The organism is Mesorhizobium sp. M3A.F.Ca.ET.080.04.2.1 (assembly GCF_003952525.1).
Lineage (GTDB): Bacteria > Pseudomonadota > Alphaproteobacteria > Rhizobiales > Rhizobiaceae > Mesorhizobium.
The window spans coordinates 5977696-5997066 of sequence record NZ_CP034451.1 but is presented as its reverse complement, the minus strand read 5'-3'; the positions used below and the strand labels follow the sequence as shown (position 1 = coordinate 5997066).

22 protein-coding genes and 1 tRNA gene are annotated in these 19371 nt (G+C 62.8%); 14 read left to right on the top strand and 9 right to left on the bottom strand.

Going from position 1 to position 19371, the window contains the following annotated elements:
- Window positions 1–51: 51 nt before the first annotated feature.
- The gene (gene ade, locus EJ074_RS28600; RefSeq protein ID WP_095806083.1) at window positions 52–1884 is read right to left on the bottom strand and encodes an adenine deaminase; all 1833 of its coding nucleotides are present in this window, start codon (window positions 1882–1884) and stop codon (window positions 52–54) included.
- A 145-nt stretch (window positions 1885–2029) separates the two neighbouring features.
- On the opposite strand from ade, the gene EJ074_RS28595 reads away from it, so the two are divergent.
- From EJ074_RS28595 to EJ074_RS28585, 3 genes are all read left to right on the top strand, one after another.
- A complete protein-coding gene (locus tag EJ074_RS28595) occupies window positions 2030–2881 on the top strand; it encodes an alpha/beta hydrolase (protein WP_095806084.1) in 852 nt (283 codons plus the stop codon).
- A gap of 33 nt (window positions 2882–2914) precedes the next feature.
- Window positions 2915–3127, top strand: coding sequence for a hypothetical protein (locus EJ074_RS28590; protein ID WP_095806085.1), 213 nt, complete (start codon window positions 2915–2917; stop codon window positions 3125–3127).
- Between the two features lie 91 nt (window positions 3128–3218).
- The gene (locus EJ074_RS28585; RefSeq protein ID WP_095806172.1) at window positions 3219–3884 is read left to right on the top strand and encodes an outer membrane protein; all 666 of its coding nucleotides are present in this window, start codon (window positions 3219–3221) and stop codon (window positions 3882–3884) included.
- Between the two features lie 243 nt (window positions 3885–4127).
- On the opposite strand, the gene EJ074_RS28580 is transcribed toward EJ074_RS28585, so the two are convergent.
- A complete protein-coding gene (locus EJ074_RS28580) occupies window positions 4128–4352 on the bottom strand; it encodes a hypothetical protein (protein WP_095806086.1) in 225 nt (74 codons plus the stop codon).
- 365 nt (window positions 4353–4717) lie between these two features.
- On the opposite strand from EJ074_RS28580, the gene EJ074_RS28575 reads away from it, so the two are divergent.
- Complete coding sequence (locus tag EJ074_RS28575; RefSeq protein WP_245420343.1) at window positions 4718–4978, top strand: hypothetical protein; 261 nt, start codon at window positions 4718–4720, stop codon at window positions 4976–4978.
- A gap of 119 nt (window positions 4979–5097) precedes the next feature.
- Here EJ074_RS28575 and EJ074_RS28570 read toward each other — a convergent pair.
- Window positions 5098–5183, bottom strand: a tRNA-Leu gene (locus tag EJ074_RS28570).
- Between the two features lie 724 nt (window positions 5184–5907).
- Window positions 5908–6486, bottom strand: coding sequence for an NUDIX domain-containing protein (locus EJ074_RS28565; protein ID WP_095806087.1), 579 nt, complete (start codon window positions 6484–6486; stop codon window positions 5908–5910).
- 150 nt (window positions 6487–6636) lie between these two features.
- Between EJ074_RS28565 and EJ074_RS28560 the strand changes: the two genes are divergently transcribed.
- The 8 genes from EJ074_RS28560 (at window position 6637) to EJ074_RS28525 (ending at window position 12114) form a co-directional block, all read left to right on the top strand.
- On the top strand, window positions 6637–7740 hold the full coding sequence (locus EJ074_RS28560) for an NADH:flavin oxidoreductase/NADH oxidase (RefSeq protein WP_095806088.1): 1104 nt from the start codon (window positions 6637–6639) through the stop codon (window positions 7738–7740).
- An 86-nt stretch (window positions 7741–7826) separates the two neighbouring features.
- Window positions 7827–8105: a DUF982 domain-containing protein gene (locus EJ074_RS28555; RefSeq protein ID WP_095806089.1), complete on the top strand. Its 279-nt coding sequence runs from the start codon at window positions 7827–7829 to the stop codon at window positions 8103–8105.
- A 31-nt stretch (window positions 8106–8136) separates the two neighbouring features.
- On the top strand, window positions 8137–8376 hold the full coding sequence (locus tag EJ074_RS28550) for a DUF2188 domain-containing protein (RefSeq protein ID WP_095806090.1): 240 nt from the start codon (window positions 8137–8139) through the stop codon (window positions 8374–8376).
- Between the two features lie 223 nt (window positions 8377–8599).
- Window positions 8600–9340, top strand: a complete 741-nt coding sequence (locus EJ074_RS28545) for a competence/damage-inducible protein A (RefSeq protein ID WP_095806091.1) — start codon at window positions 8600–8602, stop codon at window positions 9338–9340.
- A gap of 87 nt (window positions 9341–9427) precedes the next feature.
- The gene (locus EJ074_RS28540) at window positions 9428–10261 is read left to right on the top strand and encodes a universal stress protein (RefSeq protein WP_095806174.1); all 834 of its coding nucleotides are present in this window, start codon (window positions 9428–9430) and stop codon (window positions 10259–10261) included.
- A gap of 110 nt (window positions 10262–10371) precedes the next feature.
- The gene (gene gpt / locus EJ074_RS28535) at window positions 10372–10872 is read left to right on the top strand and encodes a xanthine phosphoribosyltransferase (protein ID WP_095806092.1); all 501 of its coding nucleotides are present in this window, start codon (window positions 10372–10374) and stop codon (window positions 10870–10872) included.
- A gap of 211 nt (window positions 10873–11083) precedes the next feature.
- Window positions 11084–11572, top strand: coding sequence for an NUDIX hydrolase (locus EJ074_RS28530; RefSeq protein WP_095806093.1), 489 nt, complete (start codon window positions 11084–11086; stop codon window positions 11570–11572).
- Window positions 11573–11802: 230 nt separating this feature from the next.
- Window positions 11803–12114 (top strand): PilZ domain-containing protein, encoded by a 312-nt coding sequence (locus EJ074_RS28525; protein WP_095806094.1) that lies wholly within the window; start codon window positions 11803–11805, stop codon window positions 12112–12114.
- A 43-nt stretch (window positions 12115–12157) separates the two neighbouring features.
- Here the strand turns inward: EJ074_RS28525 and EJ074_RS28520 are convergent, their stop codons facing one another.
- The 3 genes from EJ074_RS28520 to EJ074_RS28510 all read right to left on the bottom strand — a co-directional run bounded on the left by EJ074_RS28520 (window position 12158) and on the right by EJ074_RS28510 (window position 16852).
- Window positions 12158–13963 carry an ABC transporter ATP-binding protein gene (locus EJ074_RS28520; RefSeq protein WP_095806175.1) on the bottom strand — a complete coding sequence of 602 codons (1806 nt, stop codon included), beginning with the start codon at window positions 13961–13963 and terminating at the stop codon, window positions 12158–12160.
- A 366-nt stretch (window positions 13964–14329) separates the two neighbouring features.
- Window positions 14330–16009, bottom strand: coding sequence for an NAD+ synthase (locus EJ074_RS28515; protein ID WP_095806095.1), 1680 nt, complete (start codon window positions 16007–16009; stop codon window positions 14330–14332).
- A 123-nt stretch (window positions 16010–16132) separates the two neighbouring features.
- A complete protein-coding gene (locus tag EJ074_RS28510; RefSeq protein WP_095806096.1) occupies window positions 16133–16852 on the bottom strand; it encodes a DNA-3-methyladenine glycosylase I in 720 nt (239 codons plus the stop codon).
- A 319-nt stretch (window positions 16853–17171) separates the two neighbouring features.
- Here EJ074_RS28510 and EJ074_RS28505 point away from each other — a divergent pair, with 319 nt between their 5' ends.
- Together EJ074_RS28505 and EJ074_RS28500 are read left to right on the top strand one after the other, a co-directional pair.
- Window positions 17172–17735, top strand: a complete 564-nt coding sequence (locus EJ074_RS28505) for a DUF1003 domain-containing protein (RefSeq protein ID WP_095806176.1) — start codon at window positions 17172–17174, stop codon at window positions 17733–17735.
- Window positions 17732–18340 (top strand): DedA family protein, encoded by a 609-nt coding sequence (locus EJ074_RS28500; protein WP_095806097.1) that lies wholly within the window; start codon window positions 17732–17734, stop codon window positions 18338–18340. Before EJ074_RS28505 ends, EJ074_RS28500 begins: the two co-directional genes overlap by 4 nt.
- Window positions 18341–18358: 18 nt before the next feature.
- Here the strand turns inward: EJ074_RS28500 and EJ074_RS28495 are convergent, their stop codons facing one another.
- The gene (locus EJ074_RS28495; RefSeq protein WP_095806177.1) at window positions 18359–18718 is read right to left on the bottom strand and encodes a diacylglycerol kinase; all 360 of its coding nucleotides are present in this window, start codon (window positions 18716–18718) and stop codon (window positions 18359–18361) included.
- A gap of 77 nt (window positions 18719–18795) precedes the next feature.
- Window positions 18796–19215: a GFA family protein gene (locus tag EJ074_RS28490; protein WP_095806098.1), complete on the bottom strand. Its 420-nt coding sequence runs from the start codon at window positions 19213–19215 to the stop codon at window positions 18796–18798.
- Between the last annotated feature and the right edge of the window lie 156 nt (window positions 19216–19371).

Below are 19371 nucleotides of genomic sequence, written 5' to 3'. Positions count from 1 at the left end.
TTTTGCGAAAACGTTCATAAAACAAAGACTTAAAGCGCGCCTGGATCCGTCTCAGCGCGACGCACTTTGGACGAAAAGGTCGACCTTCTGGAACGTCGTCACGTCGACCAGGCCGACATCGGAAATTCTGAGTTCCGGAATGACGACCAGCGCCAGCAGCGAGTGCTGCATATAGGCATTGTTGAGCGAGCAGCCGACCTTGCGCATGGCTTGCGTCAACTGTTCGGCCTTGGCCGCGACGATCTCCGCGCGCTCGTTTGACATCAGCCCCGCGATCGGCATCTCGACCAGCGCCAGTTCCTTGCCTTTGGAGTAGAGCACGACGCCGCCGCCCACCTCGGCCAGTCGGTTAACAGCCAACGCCATGTCCTGCTTGTTGGTGCCGACGACGATGATGTGATGGGCGTCATGCGCCACGCTCGATGCCATCGCGCAGTCCTCGACATAGCCGAAGCCCGAGACGAAGGCGTTGGTGACGCCGCCCGTGCCCCGGTGGCGTTCAACGAGGGCGATCTGGCAGACGTCGTTGCGGCGGTCCATGGCGACCAGCCCGTCCTCGACCGGCAGGTCGGCCTCGAGCGCCCGCGTCGGCGCCTGGTTCTCGATCACGCCGATCACCCGGGCCCGCACCTCGTTGGCGCCCTGAGGTGCGGAGATGTCGAAATCCGCGGCGTTGAGTTTCTTGCCGAGCCTGACCGTGTTCTTCGCCGATTTCGGATAGTCGTAGGCGGGAATGTCGATCTCGAGCTTGCCGGCCTTGGCCAGCCTGATGCCGCGGCCATAGACCTCGTCTATTGCCATTTGAGCAAGATCCGAGACGATCAACAGGTCGGCCAGCCGCCCCGGCGCGATCGATCCGATTTCGCGCTCCAGCCTGAAATGCTGCGCTGTGTTGAGCGTCGCCATCTGGATCGCGGTCACGGGCTTCAGGCCTTGGCTGATGGCATGCCGCACCACCCTGTCCATATGGCCTTCGTGCACCAGCGTGCCCGAATGGCTGTCGTCCGTGCACAGGATGAAATTACGGGGGTCGATGCCGCCTTCGGTGACCGCCTTGATCTGCGCTGCAACGTCGTACCAGGCGGAACCCAGCCGAAGCATCGCCTTCATGCCCTGGCGCACCCTGGCGATCGCATCCTCCGCTCGCGTCCCTTCGTGGTCGTCCTCGGCGCCGCCGGCGACATAGCCGTGAAACGGCAGCCCAAGATCGCGCGAGGCATAGTGCCCGCCGACCGTCTTGCCTGCCCTGACAGTCTCGGCGATCTCGCCCGACATCACCGGGTTGTTCGCGGCGACGCCCGGAAAGTTCATCACTTCGCCGAGCCCGATTATATTTTCCCAGGTCATCGCCTCGGCAACATCGGCGACCGTCAGTTCGGCGCCGGCATGTTCCAGCCCTGGCGCCGACGGCACGCAGGAGGGCATCTGCACATGCACGTTGATCGGCATTGCGACGGCCTCGTCATGCATCAGGCGAACGCCCGGCAGGCCCAGCACATTGGCAATCTCATGCGGATCGATGAACATCGAGGTGGTGCCGTGGGGGATCACCGCGCGGCAGAATTCCGTCACCGTCACCATGCCGCTCTCGACATGCATATGCGCGTCGCAGAGCCCCGGCACCAGATAGCGACCGTCGGCATCGACCACCTTGGTCCCCCGCCCGATCGCATGGCCGGCATTGGGCCCGCAATAGGCGAACCTTCCGGCCGCAATCGCGAGATCCGTGCCAGCGATGATCTCGCCCGAGTGGACATTCACCCAACGTCCGTTGCGGATGACGAGATCGGCGGGCTTGCGCCCCATCGCTACGTCGACGAGATGCGTCGCCACCTCCGTCCAGGGCTTGGGCTTTGCGGCGTTTGCGGGTCTGGCATCTGTCATCGGCGTGTCCTCTGTTGCTGCCAATCTGGCAAAAGTCGGCACCCGGAGCCAGAGCCGTTTGCCCGACCGCGGCGGGCAAGCGCCAATGTTGACTATTCGAGTGAGAAAGCGATGCTGCGTATCCACTGAACTGTAAGAGGGAACCATGACCCGTTTCTGGAAAGCGTTCGCCGCCGTCATCCTGTTCATCACGTCAACCACGTTGGTGGCTGCCGAGGAACGCTGGCAGACCTTGCCGGAACCGGCCGGGATGCCCAAGCCGGAGCAAAGCGGCTATGCGCCGGTCAACGGCATTCAGATGTATTACGCTGTTTTCGGCACAGGTGAGCCGGTGCTGCTCATTCACGGGGGGCTTGGCCATGCCGACATCTGGGCCAGCCAGGTGGCAACACTCTCCAAGACCCACAAGGTGATCGTCGCCGACAGCCGCGGCCACGGCCGTTCTACCCGCACGGATGAGCCCTTTGGCTACGACCTTATGGCCTCCGACTATCTGGCGCTGCTGGACTACCTCAAGATCGACAAGACCGCCCTTGTCGGCTGGAGCGACGGCGGCATCATCGGCATCGACATAGAGCTCCATCATCCGGAGCGGCTGACGAGGCTGTTCGCACAGGCCGCCAATGTCACCACCGACGGCGTCGACCCCGGCGTGATGACCAACAAGACCTTTGCCGCCTACATCGAACGCTCCGGGCGGGACTACAAGAAGATGTCGAAGACGCCGGACCAGTATGACGCCTTCGTCGCGCAAATCAGCCACATGTGGGAATCGCAGCCGGCCTGGACCAAGGAACAGCTCGGCAAGATCACCACGCCGACAGCCATCGTCGCCGGCGACCATGACGAGGCGATCAAGCGCGAGCACACCGAATACATGGCTTCCGTCATTCCCGGCGCGAAGCTTATCATCCTGCCCAACGCCAGCCATTTCGCCATGCTTCAGGCGCCCGACAAATACAGCCAGGCGGTGGCGGACTTCATTGACGCCAAGTAGCGCAAATTCACACGGCTTCTAGCGGACGGAAAAATGGCACAGACGGTCCGCTTTGCAATCTTCGCCGCATCGGCCGGCTTGGCTGGCCTCGCCTTCTTTGTCCTGCATTCTTTCTGGACGTGGGCCGGGCCGGTCCTGATCGTCGTCGTCGGCTCCGTGCTTGCCGAACATGCTTTCAAAAAGCTGGCCTCCCACGACGACAAGCAGCGCGATCTGGAAGACCGCGTGCGCAATCCACCGATGTAGACCAGTGTTGCATGGAAGCAATTCCGTTTCGCTGAGAATGCGTCTAGGTTGTGGCGAGGAGTTTTTCGAAACCGCCATTTCGGAGCGCTCGATGCGTCGGCTGACATTTGCCAGTGCTGGCTTTCTCACCCTGATGTCCGGGTCGGCTTTGGCCGCGGATGTCGGCGCCGACCTGCCCATGACCGCGCCCGGCTTTGACTGGACCGGCTATTATGCCGGCATGCAGGCGGGCTATGGCTGGGGATCGGCTGACATTACCGGCACCGAGGGCGAGCCTTTTTCGGTCTCGACCAGCCCCAAGGGCGGTTTCGTCGGCGGTCATATCGCCGGACTCTGGCAGTTCGACCAGGCGGTACTGGGCGCGGAAGCCGACCTGAACTATGCCTCGATCAATGGCACGACCGAAGCAGAGCCTGGAAACACCTTCGGCACCGACATCACCTGGTTCGGGTCGATGAACGCCAAGGCTGGCTATGCGGCGGATCGCCTGCTGGTTTACGGCATCGGCGGCGTCGCCTTCGCCGGCATCGAGACCTCGCAGGCTGCGGGCACGGCCTTTGCACAGACCCGCACCAGCACCGGCTGGACGCTCGGCGCCGGCGTCGACTATGCATTCACCAACAATGTCGTCGTCGGCGCGCAGTACCGCTACTACGATTTCGGCACGGAGCACTTCGATGTCCCGGACGGCTTCACCGACCGCGACCAGGACGTCAAGCTTCAGACGCTCGGCGTGAACTTCAGCTACAAATTCTGATTGCCGCCGTCGTAACCCGCGAAACATTGACGTGGCCGGCGCCCGCAGGGGGCGGGGGGAATGGGTTGGACCTGATGGACGCCGGCCTCGGCGGATCAGGTCCGCCGCATGCACCATCTTAGACTTCTCCCATGGCGGCGAAATTCCGTGATCGCACCACTTTCCGGCCCGCCTTCGGACCCCAGGGAGACGACGGAGAACCTCGCAATAAGCCAGACTGTTGCATGTTCGGCTTGGTCGCGATCAGGCTGCCGACGCCGCCTTTCCGGTGGGCATGGCGGCGAGGCATTCTTCAAGCCGCTCCAGCCGCGCCTTCTGCCGCCGCAGTTCATGCGCGATCTCGTGCAGGTTCCATTTGGCTTTCGAGTTGGCGGCCTGGATCAGATCCAGCTCGAGCTGGACGATCTCGCTGCGCAACTGCAGCGCCTCGGCTTCCCGCAGTCCCTTGATCCAGCCCGCCCCACGCATGGTCTGACGCGTTCCCAGCCGTCTACGCCCTCGGATATGATGGCGCCAAGGTGCTAACGAGAGTGATCCGCACAATCTCGCATTTTAAATACCGCTAACATTGCGAGGCCTCTCAGGCAGGCGTTTGCGCCATGCATCTCGCCATGTCCCACAGTGCTCTAACCGATCTGCGGCTGAAATGACGCGGTCTGCTTTGAGCAGTTTCATGGCAGGGCCAAGCATCGAGCATGGCGGGACGACTGGTTCACAAGAATGATCATCGCCTGGCCCCCTCATCCATAAGGAGAGGAGTGGAGGAATTGCAACCGTTGAGGCCCATGCGGGTTGCTGCTAGGCTGTTCGGGCGGCAAGGAGAGGAAGGGGGAATGCACATGCTCAGTCGCAGCTCATTCTATCGCATGGCCGTCATTTGCGGCATGTTCGCGATCTCGGTGGTCGGCAACGGTCTGGACATCCCTGCAGCGCAAGCAAAGGCAGTCGTGATCCAGAAGACGACTATCTACATCACCACGCTGCCCAAGGGATGCGTGAAGACCACCTACAGCGGCGGAATCGTGGTCTGGAAATGCGGCACGAAATATTACCAGCCCTACAAGGGCCGCTTCGTCCTGGTTTACATCAAGTAGGCCGCTCGGTCCGCGAGGGATAGCGAAACCAGCCGGGCAAGATCTGTCACCGGCCGCGGTCCATCCGGGGTTCCCCGTTGGGCGTAGGACTTGCTTTGCCCGAAAGCACCGCAGACTCCTGGTGCGGACGACGGGAATCGAACCCGTACGATCGGAGATCGAGGGATTTTAAGTCCCTTGCGTCTACCACTTCCGCCACGTCCGCGCCCGTTGCTTTTCGAGGCTCCGGATCAAAACGTCAACCGCTCAAAGCCTGCCGCGTGGGCGAAAGTGCCGAACCTACCCGACGATCGAGCGCAATTTCCGATGCTAGATCGGGATGATGGTCTTGGCATCGATGATGATGCGGCCGTCGGCAGGCCGACCAGCGACGCAGGCTGGGACAGTACCGGCCGACAACACCACTCAGCGCGAGCGGCGCGCACAGGCCGGCCCGGGGCCCCGCATGTAGTAGAGCTCCGGCCGGTAGCGCGGTGCGACGAATTCGCGAAAGGCTGAGGCCAACCGAGTGATCAAGGACCACATGAAATGCCTCCTATGACCTTGTGACGGTCGGCGGACATGGCGGCAAAGACCGCGACGCCGACGCCGATACGGCCGCAGCTGATGCACCGCTTGAACAAAAGATTGAATGGGATTGGATTTCAGTCAGAAGTCGCCAGGCAGTCTCGGATGAGAAGAAGGCTATCCCGAGGGCCGTGGCCAAGAACAGTGCGGGAAGTCCAAACAGAACCTTGTGCGACAGCATTGTCCCAACCTCACACACGCCGGTGTTGATGTGGAACAGGGTCTACGCGCCCGGCGCGCCTGAAATTGCAACAGCAAGAACCGTGCCACGCTTGCATACGGACGAAGGAACTGCCCGACCATCAGCAGAAAGCCTGCGCTGCCGGGCAGCCAGCCTTGCCGCGTCGGCGAAAGTGCCGAATCTATCCGACGATCGCGTGCAATTTCAGATGCTGGATCAGGATGATCGTTTTGGCGTCGATGATACGGCCGTCGGCAATACCGGCCAGCGCATCGTCGAGCGACACTTCCAGAACCTCGATGTCCTCGCCCTCTTCCGGCGCGCCGCCGCCGTCGGAAATGCGGTCGGCGGGCGTGTAATGCGCTATGAAGAACCAGAGCCGCTCGGTCACGCTGCCGGGGCTCATATAGGGCGAGAACAGCCGTTCCACGTCCCTCAACCGATATCCGAGCTCCTCCTCCGCTTCCTTGCGGATGCAGGTTTCCGGGTCGTTTTCGTCGAGCAGACCTGCACAGGCCTCGATCAGCGGCTCACGATGGCCGGTGACATAGGCCGGATAGCGGAACTGCCGCACCAGAAGCACGGTCGACCGGTCCGGATCGTATGGCAGGATCACCGCGCCGTCGCCGCGATCGTATGTCTGCCGGACCTGTCGCTCCCAGGTTCCGTCACGGCGGCGATAGTCGAGCACCGTCTTTTTCAGAACCGCCCAGTCATCGGACAGGATTTCCTCGGAGCGGACGCGAACGCGATCTTCCATGACGATCTCCCTGCTGAGGCGGGCAGCGGTAGCCCGGAACTTGTCCCCGTGCAATCCAGTGAAGCTGCTGGTCCAGCAGGTGTTTGACTTCTCGTCTGGCCGCGGCCGCATCACTTGCCTAAATAGGCTTGTCCCTTCCGGAGCCCTTCCATGACCTCATCGCTTTTCCGGCCGATCACCCTTGGCGGCATCACCTTTCCGAACCGCATCGCCGTGGCGCCGATGTGCCAGTACTCGGCGCAGGACGGCTCGGCCAGCGATTGGCATCTCTACCACTGGATGAATCTGGCCATGGCGGGTGCCGGCATGGTCACGGTCGAGATGACCGATGTCGAACGGCGCGGACGCATCTCGCATGGCTGCCTTGGCCTCTATTGCGACGATAACGAAGCGGCTGCGCGGCGCGCGCTCGATGCCGCCAAGCGTGTCGCCGCGCCCAACACCAAATTCGGCGTCCAACTGGCTCATGCCGGCCGCAAGGCCTCCAACCGCAAACCTTGGGAAGGCGGAGGTCCCTTGCAGCCCGGCGAGGACCCCTGGCAGACAGTCTCGGCCTCGGCCGTTGCCTACGACACTGGCTGGAATGTACCGCGCGCGCTCGGGGAAGAAGAAATCCTGAGGCTCGTCGAGCACTTTGCCGACGCCGCCCGGCGGGCCGAACGCGCAGGCTTCGATTTCATCGAACTGCATGCCGCGCACGGATATTTGATCTTCCAGTTCCTCTCGCCACTCTCCAATCAGCGCACCGACCGCTGGGGTGGCCCGCTGGAAAACCGCATGCGCTTTCTCCTTGAGATCGCCAGGGCGGTAAGGAAAGCCGTTCCGAACCTGATGCTCGGCGCTCGTCTTTCGGTCAAGGAATGGGTCGATGGCGGTTTCGACGTCGAGGATGCCATCGAAGTCGCTAAGGCGCTGAAGGCGGAGGGCCTTGCCTATCTCTGCTGTTCCAGCGGCGGCAATTCGCCGCTGCAGAAGCTGCCGAGCGGGCCGGGCTACCAGGTGCATCTGGCCGAGGCCGTGCGCAAGGGTGCCAGCATTCCGACGCGCGCGGTGGGATTGATCGACGATCCGAAACAGGCCGAGGCGATCGTCGCCGATGGCCGCGCCGACATGGTGGCGCTGGCGCGCGCCTTCCTTGCCGATCCACGCTGGGGCTGGCGCGCGGCGGCGGCATTCGGCGAGGAAATCCACCCCGCGCCGCAGCTGGCGCGTTCGGTCACGACGATGCGGCACTGGATGAAGCCGGCCAGCTGAATCTGCGAACCGACGCAGGCTGAGACCTTTGGGCGCAGGGGTTTTGCCACGATTGCAACCAAATTGCCCGCTTTGCGTTGGCGGCCATGACAGACAACAAGCCGTTTGAAAAGCCGGTGGTGGTCGAGCTCGGCCATGTCGGCAAATATCGCCAGATCCGCAGCACCCGGGAAGCCGCCGAGTGCCTGATGACCGTGTGGCCACTCAATCGCGGCCAGCGGCATCGTGATGCGTTGGACACTTGCCTCAAGGCGCTGGAGGGATATCGTTCGACCGCGGACGCTCGCCGCGCCTTGATAGAGGCAGCCGAGGAATCGGAAGTATTGGTTCCCGAAGACAGGTTGCCGGACGCAAGACTGCATTGAGCAGGCAGGAGCTTCTGAAGCGGAGGATCCCATGGCGAAACTGACCTACAAGATCGTCGAGCACGATGGCGGCTGGGCCTACAAGGTCGGCTCGACCTTCTCGGAGACGTTCCCCACCCACCAGGACGCGCTGCGCGCTGCCGAAATCGCTTCGGCCGAGCAGCAGATCGCCGGCACCACTGACGGCATCCAGTACGAGGACGCCGACGGCAAATGGCACGACGAACTGGCCGACGGCCGCGACCGGCCCCAAACCGAAGTGTCGGACTAGCTCTTCGCCTCTCCCGCCCCCGCGGAGCGCGCCCGAGCCGTTCATTCCGGCCGCTCGGAGCGGGACGGTCACTTGCCGCAATACCCGTCGTTGACGTTCTGCCCGACATCGGCGCCAAGCCCGGGCGCACCTTACCCTGTCACAAGAGCGCAAATTGCTTGTCGCATTGCTGCCTCGCACAGGTCGCGCTATCTCAGGCGACCCTCGTCCGCCGGAGCTCGCCATGCCTGAAATCGTCACCGCCGCCATGCTCGTCATCGGCGACGAGATCCTGTCCGGCCGCACCAAGGACAAGAATATCGGTCACCTCGCCGACATCATGACCGCGATCGGTATCGACCTGAAGGAGGTGCGCATCGTTCCGGACGAGGAGGACGAGATCGTCGCCGCCGTGAACGCCGTTCGCTCCCGCTACGCTTACGTCTTCACCACCGGCGGGATCGGGCCCACCCACGACGATATCACCGCCGATTCCGTCGCCAAGGCGTTCGGCGTGCCCTGCGAATACGACGCCAAGGCCTACGCCATGCTGGAGGCAAGCTATGCCCAGCGCGGCATCGAGTTCACCGAGGCGCGCAAGCGCATGGCGCGCATGCCGCGCGGCGCTGACCACATCGACAATCCCGTCTCGACCGCGCCCGGCTTCCGCATCGGCAATGTCCATGTCATGGCCGGCGTGCCAGCGATCTTCCAGGCCATGCTCGACAATGTCGTGCCGACGCTGAGGGCCGGCACCAAGATGCTGTCGGCGACTGTGCACTGCCCGTTCGGCGAAGGCCTGGTCGGCGGACCGCTGGCCGACATCCAGAAGGCGCATCCGCACACAATCATCGGCTCCTACCCGAAATATGGCGACGGCAAGTTCTGGACCGAACTTGTCGTCCGCGCCCGCAGCGAAGACGCCCTCGAAGCCGCGCGGAAGGACGTCGAGGCCATGGTTGCGGGCTTCGCCACCGCTGGTTGACCGGCGGCGCTGCCCCCGCCGGAACCAAGCGCCGCACTGGCACGTTTCCTTGGCGCGCCGATGCGCCGGCAATTTGAGGGAACCATCATGCGCTTCAAGACAATCGTCGCCATTCTCCAGAACGAACAGGACGCCGAGCGTGTGCTCGACTGCGCCATTCCGCTGGCCGAGCGTTTCGAAAGCCATCTCGTCGGCATCCACGCCGAGGCGCTCCCGGTGCCTTACACTTCCGCCACCGGTTTCCCCGACACCGAATTCCTGCAGGTCTCGTCGGAGATGAACAAGGAGCGCGCCGGCAAACTTAAGGCTGTGTTTCTGGGGCGCGTCGAGGAATCCGGCCTGTCCTTCGAATGGCGCAGCCTTGAGAGCTTTTCCGGCGACAGTGCGCTGACCGGCATTTCGAGCGTTCGCGCGGCGGACCTGATCATTGCCGCGCAGCGCGATACCGGCGGCGATCCCGGCGCCGATGTCGACACGCTGGTCTACGATGCCGGCCGCCCGGTGCTCGTCGTGCCGCATGCAGGCCCGAACATCACCACCTTCAGGCGCGTGCTGCTTGCCTGGAACGGCAGCAAGGAGGCGGCCCGCGCCGCCTTCGATGCCCTGCCCTTCATTGTCGAGGCGGACAAGACCGACATTCTGGTCATCGATCCGCCGGAGACGCTCGACGAAACGCCGGAGGCTGCCGGCGCCGAAATCGCCGCGGCACTTTCCCGCCATGGCGCCAATGTCAGCGTCTGCGTGCAGAAATCGGCCGGCCATTCCGTCGACGACATGATCCAGGCCAGGATCGCCGAATCCGGCGCCGATCTGCTGGTGCTTGGCGCCTACAGCCACTCATGGCTGCGCCAGCTATTGTTCGGCGGAGTCACGCGGACGGTTCTGCGTACGGCGGACGTGGCGGCATTCCTTTCCAGATAAGTCCAGCCTTCGCCAGCCCGACCTTGCCAAGCCAGGTTCTTTCCGGCTAATTCCGCCTGCATTCCATCGTGTTTGCGCGCTCGGCGCGCGCCTTGCGGAGTGCGTCAATCATGTCCCTTCCCGAAAAAGCCTTCCCGGTCTCCTGGGATCAGTTCCATCGCGACGCCCGTGCGCTCGCCTGGCGGCTTTCAGGCACCAACAAGGGGCAATGGAAGGCGATCGTCTGCATCACGCGCGGCGGCCTCGTGCCCGCCGCCATCATCTCGCGCGAACTCGGCATCCGGGTCATCGAGACGGTCTGCGTCGCTTCCTACCACGACTACACCAGCCAGGGGCAGTTGCAGGTGCTGAAGGAAATCTCCCCGGCCCTGCTCGCTGACGACGGCGCCGGCGTGCTGATCATCGACGACCTGACCGACACCGGCAAGACCGCGGGCATCGTGCGCGCCATGATGCCGAAGGCGCATTTCGCCACTGTCTATGCCAAGCCGAAGGGTCGGCCGCTGGTCGACACATTCGTCACCGAAGTCAGCCAGGACACCTGGATCTACTTCCCTTGGGATATGGGCTTCACCTACCAGAAGCCGATCGCCGACGATCACGCCGGCTGATTCGTCAAAAAAGTTATTTTCTGTCCGGCCCTCCTCCAAGAGCATGCTTTGCTTCGCCACGCCCTAAGCGAAAAGGACGATATTTCGTGAAATCGTCCCACTTTGGTTGAGCTTAACCAATCGGAGTGAAGTTTTTTACTTTTGTTGTCCACGATACCTCGTAAGATTCGGAAGGTGATAACGATTCTGGAGGCTGGGGGCAGCTTCTTCAATGCTGACGAAGCCGACGATGCACAATCTCATGGCCGAAAGAGTCCGCAAGCTCTTCGGCACGGCGCCGTGCCGTCTCCAGGTCGCCGCCCTGCCTTGGCGCGAGGGCGAAGACGGCGTCGAGATCATGCTGATAACCAGCCGCGATACCGGACGCTGGGTCTTGCCTAAAGGCTGGCCTGAAGCCAGGGAGCCGCTTTGCGAGGCGGCTGCCCGCGAGGCGGGCGAAGAGGCCGGATTGCGCGGCACCATCTCGCATTTCGAGGCCGGCCGTTACTTCTACGGCAAAGTGCTTGCTTCCGGTGAGGAAGTGCCCTGCGAAGTGCTCGTGTTTCCGCTCAAGGTCGAGCGTATCGCCGATCGCTGGAAGGAAAGGCGGGCGCGGACCCGCAAATGGGTCGGCTCCGCGGACGCGGTTCGCATGGTCAACGAGCCCGATCTTTGCCACATCATCGCAAATTTCTGCGCCGATCCTCATCGGCTGGGCTGAGTCATCAAACAGCACTGCAATTTGCAGCCTGAACGCGTCGCACTGGAACGGATTCGGGCGTCGCGCTTTAAGTGTTTGTTTTGATGCATGTTGTTGGCCGGAAATGCTGCACGCGTGAGGATGACATGCATCAAAGCGCGTCGCGCTGAAGGGACGCGCATTGCGCCCGGCTTGATTGGGTGCTTTGTTGCGGCATCCGGGGGCGGAGATTTGTCTTTTGGCGTTTTGTTATGGCCAGCACCCGAAACCCGCCCGAACAGGGCTCCAGCGAGCATCGACGCCAGCATCGCCAGCGGGTGCTCAAGGGTGGGACGATCATCGCCGGCATCCAGAATTCCGAGGTGAGTTGCACCTTGCGCAACCAGAATGCCGGGGGCGCCGAGTTGAAGGTCGCGCCGGAATCGCGCGTTCCTGATCAGTTTCTGCTCTACGTTCCGGTCGATGGAGTAGCCTACCGGGCACAAGTGCGCTGGCGCCGCAATGACCGCGTCGGTGTCCAGTTCACCGGCACCGAGCCTAAACCCAGGCTGCACTACGGCTGACGGCTCAGGCGGCACCCGGCAGAAGCCCGATGCCGCTGCTTCTTCAGGCGACGAGCCCCTTGGTGAGCTCGAGCGCCTGGCGTTCGAACAAGCGACGGTAGACGCCACCGCTCAGGCGGATCAATTCGTCATGCGCACCTTCCTCGATGATGCGGCCGCGGTCGAACACCATGAGCCGGTCGAGCGCCCGTACGGTCGAGAGCCGGTGCGCGATGACGAGCGTCGTGCGCCCGACCATCAGCCGCTCCATCGCCTTCTGGATCAGCACCTCCGATTCCGAATCGAGGCTCGATGTCGCTTCGTCGAGGATCAGGATGCGCGCATCGGCCAGGAAGGCGCGTGCGATCGCCACGCGTTGGCGCTCGCCGCCGGACAGCTTCACGCCGCGCTCGCCGACCAGGGTTCCGTAGCCCTTGGGCAGGTTGGCGATGAAATCGTGCGCGCTGGCGAGCTTCGCTGCCTGCTCGATCTCGGCCTGGGTGGCGCTCGGCCGGGCATAGGCGATGTTTTCGGCCAGCGACCGGTGGAACAGGATCGGCTCCTGCTGGACGATGGCGATCTGGCTGCGCAGCGAGGCTTGCGCCACCTGGGAAATGTCCTGGCCGTCGATCAGGATGCGGCCCGCATTCACGTCATAGAGACGCTGGATCAGCTTGACGAAGGTGGTCTTGCCCGATCCCGAATGCCCGACCAGGCCGATGCGCTCGCCCGCAGCGATCTCGACCGAGAAGTCGCGATAGAGCGGCAGCCGGTGATTGCCGTAGTGAAACGTCACCTTGTCGAAAGCGATGCGGCCGTCGCTGATCAGGATCGGCCCGGCTGCGGGGCGATCCTCGATCCCGAGCGGCTCGGACTGGAAGTCGACCAGTTCCTCCATGTCGTTGACCGAGCGCTGCAGGTTGCGGATATGCGTGCCGATATCGCGCAGATAGCCTTGCAGGACGAAGAACGAGGTCAGCACGAAAGCGACATCACCAGCGCTCGCCTCGCCCCATGACCAGAGCACCAGAGACAGGCCAATGACGGCTGCCCTGAGCAGCATCAGCATGACGCCCTGAGTGGTGCCGTTGATGGTACCGCGCACCCAGGTGCGGCCGGTGCGCAGGCGCCATTTGCCGACAACGCGGGCAAGGCGTGCCTCCTCACGCATCTCGGCGCCGAAGCTCTTGACGACAGCGTTGCAGCTCACCGCGTCGGCCAGCGCGCCGCCGAGGCGCGTGTCCCATGCGTTGGCGAGCCGTGCCGCGGGCGCGACATAGCCGAGCGAGAGCGCGGCGGTGACGGCAATGAACAGCACGGAGCCGGTGGCGACCACCAGGCCCATCAGCGGCCAGAACCAGCCGAGCAGCAGTGTCGAGCCGACCAGCATCACCAGCGACGGCAGCAGCGCAATCAGGATTGTGTCGTTGAGCAGGTCGAGCGCCCACATGCCGCGCGTGACCTTGCGCACGGTGGACCCGGCAAAGGCGTTGGCGTGCCAGTCCGTCGAGAACCGCTGCACTCGGTGAAAGGCATCGGCGGCGATGTCCGACATCATCTTCAGCGTCAATTCGACGATGCCCATGAACGCGGCATTGCGCAGCATGACGCCGGCCAGCGCCAGTGCCACCAGGATCGAGAAGGCCGTCATTGCGGCTTGCCACGCCATCGCATCCGCGCCGGCGCTGCTGGCGACCGCATCGACCAGCCGGCCGGAATAGAGCGGCGTCAGCACGTCGGCCAGAGTCGAGAGCAGGAACGCGACCATGATCAGCGACAGCCGCCACGGCTGGCGCCGCCAGTGCGCGAGCGTGAAGCCGAGCACGCTGCGGAAGGCGCTCGCGCGCAGATCGATCTTGAAACGAGCCATGATGTCATCCAGGCGCAAACGAGCCCGGTCCTATAAATGCGAAATTGGAAAACCCGCGTCGGCGCCGTGCAGCGCCTGGGTAGGCGGAGGTTCAGTATGGTCGGCCGCGCGCCCTAAGGACGGTGACCGGCAGCGGCAAAGGCCTTTGCTGGTGCGGCCTTCCGAACGAACTTCGGAATGCCGGAGCAGAGCTAGGCTTCGCGGCCTCGCACAACGATGTCAAATCCTGCCATACGGTCCTCCCGCAAGGGAAAGCGCGGAGAAGCTCTTATAAGGATGCGCCATCGAGCCGCCAAGACAGACCATGACTGAAAGCGGATCTGCTCCAAGCACTGAGGCGATTTTGCAACAGTAGTGGGTACGCGGCTAACCGCGATCGCGAAATCGGTTGGTGATCGGGTAGCGGCGGTCGCGGCCGAAATTCTTCCTGGTGATCTTCACACCGGGTGCTGCCTGCCGGCGCTTGTACTCGGCGATGTAGAGCAGGTGCTCGACCCGCGTCACGGTCGCCCGGTCATGGCCGCGCGCGACGATCTCCTCGACGCCCATCTCGTGTTCCACCAGGCATTCGAGAATATCGTCCAGCACCGGATAGGGCGGCAGCGAATCCTGGTCGGTCTGGTTTTCGCGGAGCTCGGCCGACGGCGCCTTGTCGATGATGTTCTTCGGGATCACCTCGCCCGAGGGGCCGAGCGCGCCCGGCGGCACATGCGAATTGCGCCAGCGCGACAGCCCGTAGACCTGCATCTTGTAGAGGTCCTTGATCGGATTGAAGCCGCCATTCATGTCGCCATAGAGCGTGGCGTAGCCGACCGACATCTCGCTCTTGTTGCCGGTGGTGACGACCATGGAGCCGAACTTGTTCGAGATCGCCATCAGGATCGTGCCGCGTGCGCGGCTCTGCAGGTTTTCCTCGGTGATGCCTTCCTGCGTGCCCTCGAAGAGCTGCGTCAGCGCATGTCGGAAGCCTTCGACAGGCTCCGAGATCGGCACGATGTCGTAGCGGCAGCCCAGCGCCCTGGCGCAGTCCTCGGCATCCTTGAGCGAATCCTTCGAGGTATAGCGGTAGGGCATCATGACGGTGCGCAGCCGCTCCTCGCCGAGCGCGTCGACTGTCAATGCAGCACAGATGGCCGAATCGATGCCGCCCGAGAGGCCAAGCACAACGTTCTTGAAGCCGTTCTTGTTGACGTAATCGCGCAGGCCCAGCATGCAGGCCCGGTAGTCGGCCTCCTCGCGCTCCGGGATCTTCGACATCGGGCCTTGCGAACAGACCCAGGTGCCGTCCTTTCGCTTCCAGGTGGAGACGTCGACGGTCTCCTCGAATTGGCTCATCTGGAAGGCAAGCGTCTTGTCGGCGCCGATGGCGAAGGAGGCGCCGTCGAAGATGAGCTCGTCCTGGCCGCCGAGCTGATTGGCGTAGATCATCGGCAATCCGCATTCGATGACCTGCCGGATCACCACCTGATGGCGGACGTCGATCTTGGCGCGATAATAGGGCGAGCCGTTCGGCACCAGCAGGATCTCGGCCCCGCTTTCGGCCAGCGTTTCGCAAACGGCGATATCGCCCCAGATGTCCTCGCAGATCGGAATGCCGATCCGCACGCCGCGGAAATTGACCGGACCTTGCAGTTCCGGCCCGGCCTGGAAGACACGCTTCTCGTCGAACTCGCCATAATTCGGCAGGTCGAGCTTGTAGCGCTCGGCGATGACCTTGCCGCCATCGGCGAAGATGATCGAATTGTGTGTGCCGCTCTTGCGCTTCAGCGGCGTGCCTATGATCACGCCAGGCCCGCCGTCGGCCGTCTCCTTGGCGAAATCCTCCGCCGCCTTTTCACAGGTCCTCAGGAAGGCCGGCTTCAGCACCAGGTCTTCCGGCGGGTAACCGGCAAGGAACAGCTCCGTATAGAGGACGAGATCGGCGCCCTGTCGCGCTGCATCGGCCCTTGCCTCCCTCGCCTTGGCAAGGTTGCCGGCGACGTCTCCGACGGTTGGATTGAGCTGGGCGACGGCGATGCGCAGGATCTCGGGAGCGGACTGGGTCATGCTGCGGATTTAGCGTGGCGGCAATCGTCCGGCAATGGCCATTGCTTGTGCCACCCAGGATCGATCGACCCTTGTCGATCGTATCCGATCGATCGAAAGATCGTATCCTGCCCAATCTCCTGCCTAGGCCTGCTCGCCCATATATTCGCGCAACGCCTCCGGCGAGTGGTTTTCGCCAATAGACATGGCCAGGATGCGGGATATGTGCCGCCGTGGCAGCCCGGTTTCCCCCGACCAATGGTTGATCTGGCCTTGGATCTTGTCGAGATCGCGCTTTGAGCTGGGGCTTTCGGCGATGTCCAGGCCAGCGTCTCGCAAGGCCGCCGCCATGTCGGCCGTGACGATGAAGGTGTCCCACTCCAGCCAGCGCAGGAAATACTGGCCGGTGTTGCCGCCAAGCCGGCTGCCGTGCTTGCCGAGATAGGCTGTCAACCCGACCTGATCGTCGGCCGGCCACTCGGCGAGGAATTTGCCGAAGCCGCCATGCTCCTTCGAGACGCTGTCGACGAAGGCTGCGTTATCGCGCACGGATCTGATCTTCTGCGGATTGCGCACGATGCGCTTGTCGGCGGCGAGTTCGTGCCAGAAATCATCCGGCTGGAACAGAAGCCGCTTCGGCTCGAAGCCGAGGAATGCCTCCTCGAAGCCAGGCCATTTCTGCTCGATGACGCGCCAGACGAAGCCCGCGGCGAAGATGCGCTCGGCCATGGTGGAGAGAATGCGGTCATCAGGGATTTTCGCCACCGCCGCGTTATCGGGGATCGGTCCGAGCAGAGATGCCAGCGCATCCTCGCCGCCCTTGCGGCTTGCCGCCCGGGCCCGGATCGTCTCGAAATCAAGCATCTCAACCTCGCTGGTTTCGGGGCAAATCTATCCACTTCCCGTCCGGACCGGTAGCCTCTACCTCTATGAGCAATTCCAGGAAAAGTGTGCTGCGGTTTTCCGTCCGGAATTGCGTGAAAAAAAGAGCAATTCCAGGAAAATTGTGCTGCGGTTTTCCGTCCGGAATTGCGTGAAAAAAAGAGCAATTCCAGGAAAATTGTGCTGCGGTTTTCCATCCGGAATTGCGTGAAAAAAAGAGCAATTCCAGGAAAAGTGCACCGCGGTTTTCAGTCCGGAATTGCGTGAGAACGAATATGTGGTGCTGAAGACGGAGGCGAGGATGAACAAGACGATCGACGACCTGGCACACCGCTGGATGAAGCGCAAACCCGACGGCCTCTCGGCGCTCGAAAGCCGCGTGCTGCAAAGCGCGCTCGAACGCACCACCATCACCAAGGATACCAACAAGGCCGTCGCCTTTCACTCGACCTATGGCGATCGCGTCGCCGACACCATCGCCCGGATCGGCGGCTCATGGTCCTTCATCCTCGGCTTCATTGCCTTTCTCATCCTTTGGACTTTCGGCAATGTCTGGCTTTTGACGCGCAATGCCTTCGATCCCTACCCGTTCATCTTCCTCAATCTCGTCCTCTCAATGGTCGCCGCCCTGCAGGCGCCGGTGATCATGATGTCGCAGAACCGGCAGACCGAGCGCGACCGCATCGACGCCGCTCACGACTACGAGGTCAATCTGAAGGCCGAGATCGAGATCATGGCTCTGCACGAAAAGCTCGACGAACTGCGCCACAGCGAGATCATCGGGCTGCGCGACGAGATCCTGCGCATGGCCGATCAGATCAAACGGATAGACGAGAAGCTCTCGGCCTGGCCGGCAAGCCGATGACCGAAACCATCCATCGTCTCGTCGAGCAGTATGGGCTGGTCGCGGTCTTCCTGGGCTGTGTCGCCGAGGGCGAAAGCGCCGCCATCCTCGGCGGCTTCTTCGCGCATCAGCATGTGTTCGTGCTCTGGCAGGCATTCGTGGCAACGTTTCTGGGCGCCTTCGTGGGCGACACCTTCTTCTTCACGCTCGGCCGCAGCTTTGCTGATCACCCCTACGTCGTCAGACTGCGCAAGCGGCCCGGATTCCACCGCGCCTACCGTCTGCTCAACACGCACCCGAATATTTTCGTGCTGACCAACCGCTATGTCTACGGAATGCGGCTCGTCGGCGGGATCGCCGCCGGCCTTTCGAGCGTGTCGGTGCCACGCTTCGTCGTCCTCAACGCCATCTCATCCGCCGCCTGGGCGGCCCTGTTCGGGACCCTCGGCTATGTCTTCGGCTTGGGCGCCGAGCGCATGGTCGGCCAGGCGCTCGCTCGCCACGAGCGAGTCGTTGTCGCGCTCGCGGTTGGGGTAGGCATCGCTGTCCTCGCCTGGCTGGTCGCTCGCCATTTCGCCGGAAGGGAGCGCGCCAAGGACGCGCGGGAAGGCCAGACAAATCAGTGAGGTTGCTCTCGTAGCGGACTAGATCGGAACCCCGGTCAAACGTTCGATGAGGGCGATCCCCCAGACGCCGGCAACGATGACGATCGAGATCAGGACGGCCAGCGAGCCGCAGTCCTTGGCGAGTTGGATGTCGACGTTGAATTCGCGGCTGAAGGCGTCGCAGGCCGCCTCGATCCCGGTGTTGAGCACCTCCACGATGATCAGAAGCAGCACCGCGGCGATCAAAAGCGCGTAGCCGCGCCATGATACAGAGATGAACCAGCCGGCAGGCAGGGCAAGCGCCAGCAGCAGCAGTTCCTGCTGGAAGGCTGCTTCATGCCCAGCCAGCTTGCGGAAGGCCCGCACGGAATTGATGAAAGCGTCGATCAGCCGCTGCATGCTCAGCCCTTTTCCCATTAACCGGCAGGGGATATCCCAATGGCCGGATCAAGGGAATAAGGCAGCAAGCCCAAAATTCATTCGTCCGCGACCTTGACCGATGGGGTCGACTTCTCGAACTGCGGCAATCCGTCGTCGATGGAGTAGTAGTCGCCCTTGTCGCCAACGAAGATGTGGCAGAGCCCTTGGAGTCCTGTCGGTTCCTCGAACGACCCTGCCAGCACCGATGTGTAGGCATGGTCCCTCGGCTTCCAGAACAGCAGCGAGCCGCAGTTCCTGCAAAAACCGCGTTTCGCAAAGGAAGACGCCTCATACCAGCTGATGTTTTCCGTGCCTTCGATTGCGATATTGGCGTCGGGAATATTGGTTGCGGCATAGAAGGATCCGCTTTGCTTGCGGCACTGAGAGCAGTGGCAATAGATCACTCCGCGCAACGGCCCTCTGGTCCTGAAACGCACCGCGCCGCACAAGCATGACCCACTGTGATTTTCGTCCATTCCCAGCTCCTTCCCATGTCGCCCGATTCGGTCACTGTCGGACAGAATTCCATTTTGCGCTCGTCGGGGCATAGGCAAATGCGACACCGGATTGGCGCTATTCGAAGGCCGTCCGCACCGGATTGCATCCTGTGGTAGCAGAGACGATGAGGAAAT

Excerpts from the sequence above, each read along its gene's own strand:
- ade (WP_095806083.1), bottom strand. The coding sequence starts at position 1,884 with ATGACAGATGCCAGACCCGCAAACGCCGCAAAGCCCAAGCCCTGGACG.
- EJ074_RS28595 (WP_095806084.1), top strand. The coding sequence starts at position 2,030 with ATGACCCGTTTCTGGAAAGCGTTCGCCGCCGTCATCCTGTTCATCACG.
- EJ074_RS28590 (WP_095806085.1), top strand. The coding sequence starts at position 2,915 with ATGGCACAGACGGTCCGCTTTGCAATCTTCGCCGCATCGGCCGGCTTG.
- EJ074_RS28585 (WP_095806172.1), top strand. The coding sequence starts at position 3,219 with ATGCGTCGGCTGACATTTGCCAGTGCTGGCTTTCTCACCCTGATGTCC.
- EJ074_RS28580 (WP_095806086.1), bottom strand. The coding sequence starts at position 4,352 with ATGCGTGGGGCGGGCTGGATCAAGGGACTGCGGGAAGCCGAGGCGCTG.
- EJ074_RS28575 (WP_245420343.1), top strand. The coding sequence starts at position 4,718 with ATGCACATGCTCAGTCGCAGCTCATTCTATCGCATGGCCGTCATTTGC.
- EJ074_RS28565 (WP_095806087.1), bottom strand. The coding sequence starts at position 6,486 with ATGGAAGATCGCGTTCGCGTCCGCTCCGAGGAAATCCTGTCCGATGAC.
- EJ074_RS28560 (WP_095806088.1), top strand. The coding sequence starts at position 6,637 with ATGACCTCATCGCTTTTCCGGCCGATCACCCTTGGCGGCATCACCTTT.
- EJ074_RS28555 (WP_095806089.1), top strand. The coding sequence starts at position 7,827 with ATGACAGACAACAAGCCGTTTGAAAAGCCGGTGGTGGTCGAGCTCGGC.
- EJ074_RS28550 (WP_095806090.1), top strand. The coding sequence starts at position 8,137 with ATGGCGAAACTGACCTACAAGATCGTCGAGCACGATGGCGGCTGGGCC.
- EJ074_RS28545 (WP_095806091.1), top strand. The coding sequence starts at position 8,600 with ATGCCTGAAATCGTCACCGCCGCCATGCTCGTCATCGGCGACGAGATC.
- EJ074_RS28540 (WP_095806174.1), top strand. The coding sequence starts at position 9,428 with ATGCGCTTCAAGACAATCGTCGCCATTCTCCAGAACGAACAGGACGCC.
- gpt (WP_095806092.1), top strand. The coding sequence starts at position 10,372 with ATGTCCCTTCCCGAAAAAGCCTTCCCGGTCTCCTGGGATCAGTTCCAT.
- EJ074_RS28530 (WP_095806093.1), top strand. The coding sequence starts at position 11,084 with ATGCTGACGAAGCCGACGATGCACAATCTCATGGCCGAAAGAGTCCGC.
- EJ074_RS28525 (WP_095806094.1), top strand. The coding sequence starts at position 11,803 with ATGGCCAGCACCCGAAACCCGCCCGAACAGGGCTCCAGCGAGCATCGA.
- EJ074_RS28520 (WP_095806175.1), bottom strand. The coding sequence starts at position 13,963 with ATGGCTCGTTTCAAGATCGATCTGCGCGCGAGCGCCTTCCGCAGCGTG.
- EJ074_RS28515 (WP_095806095.1), bottom strand. The coding sequence starts at position 16,009 with ATGACCCAGTCCGCTCCCGAGATCCTGCGCATCGCCGTCGCCCAGCTC.
- EJ074_RS28510 (WP_095806096.1), bottom strand. The coding sequence starts at position 16,852 with ATGCTTGATTTCGAGACGATCCGGGCCCGGGCGGCAAGCCGCAAGGGC.
- EJ074_RS28505 (WP_095806176.1), top strand. The coding sequence starts at position 17,172 with ATGAACAAGACGATCGACGACCTGGCACACCGCTGGATGAAGCGCAAA.
- EJ074_RS28500 (WP_095806097.1), top strand. The coding sequence starts at position 17,732 with ATGACCGAAACCATCCATCGTCTCGTCGAGCAGTATGGGCTGGTCGCG.
- EJ074_RS28495 (WP_095806177.1), bottom strand. The coding sequence starts at position 18,718 with ATGCAGCGGCTGATCGACGCTTTCATCAATTCCGTGCGGGCCTTCCGC.
- EJ074_RS28490 (WP_095806098.1), bottom strand. The coding sequence starts at position 19,215 with ATGGACGAAAATCACAGTGGGTCATGCTTGTGCGGCGCGGTGCGTTTC.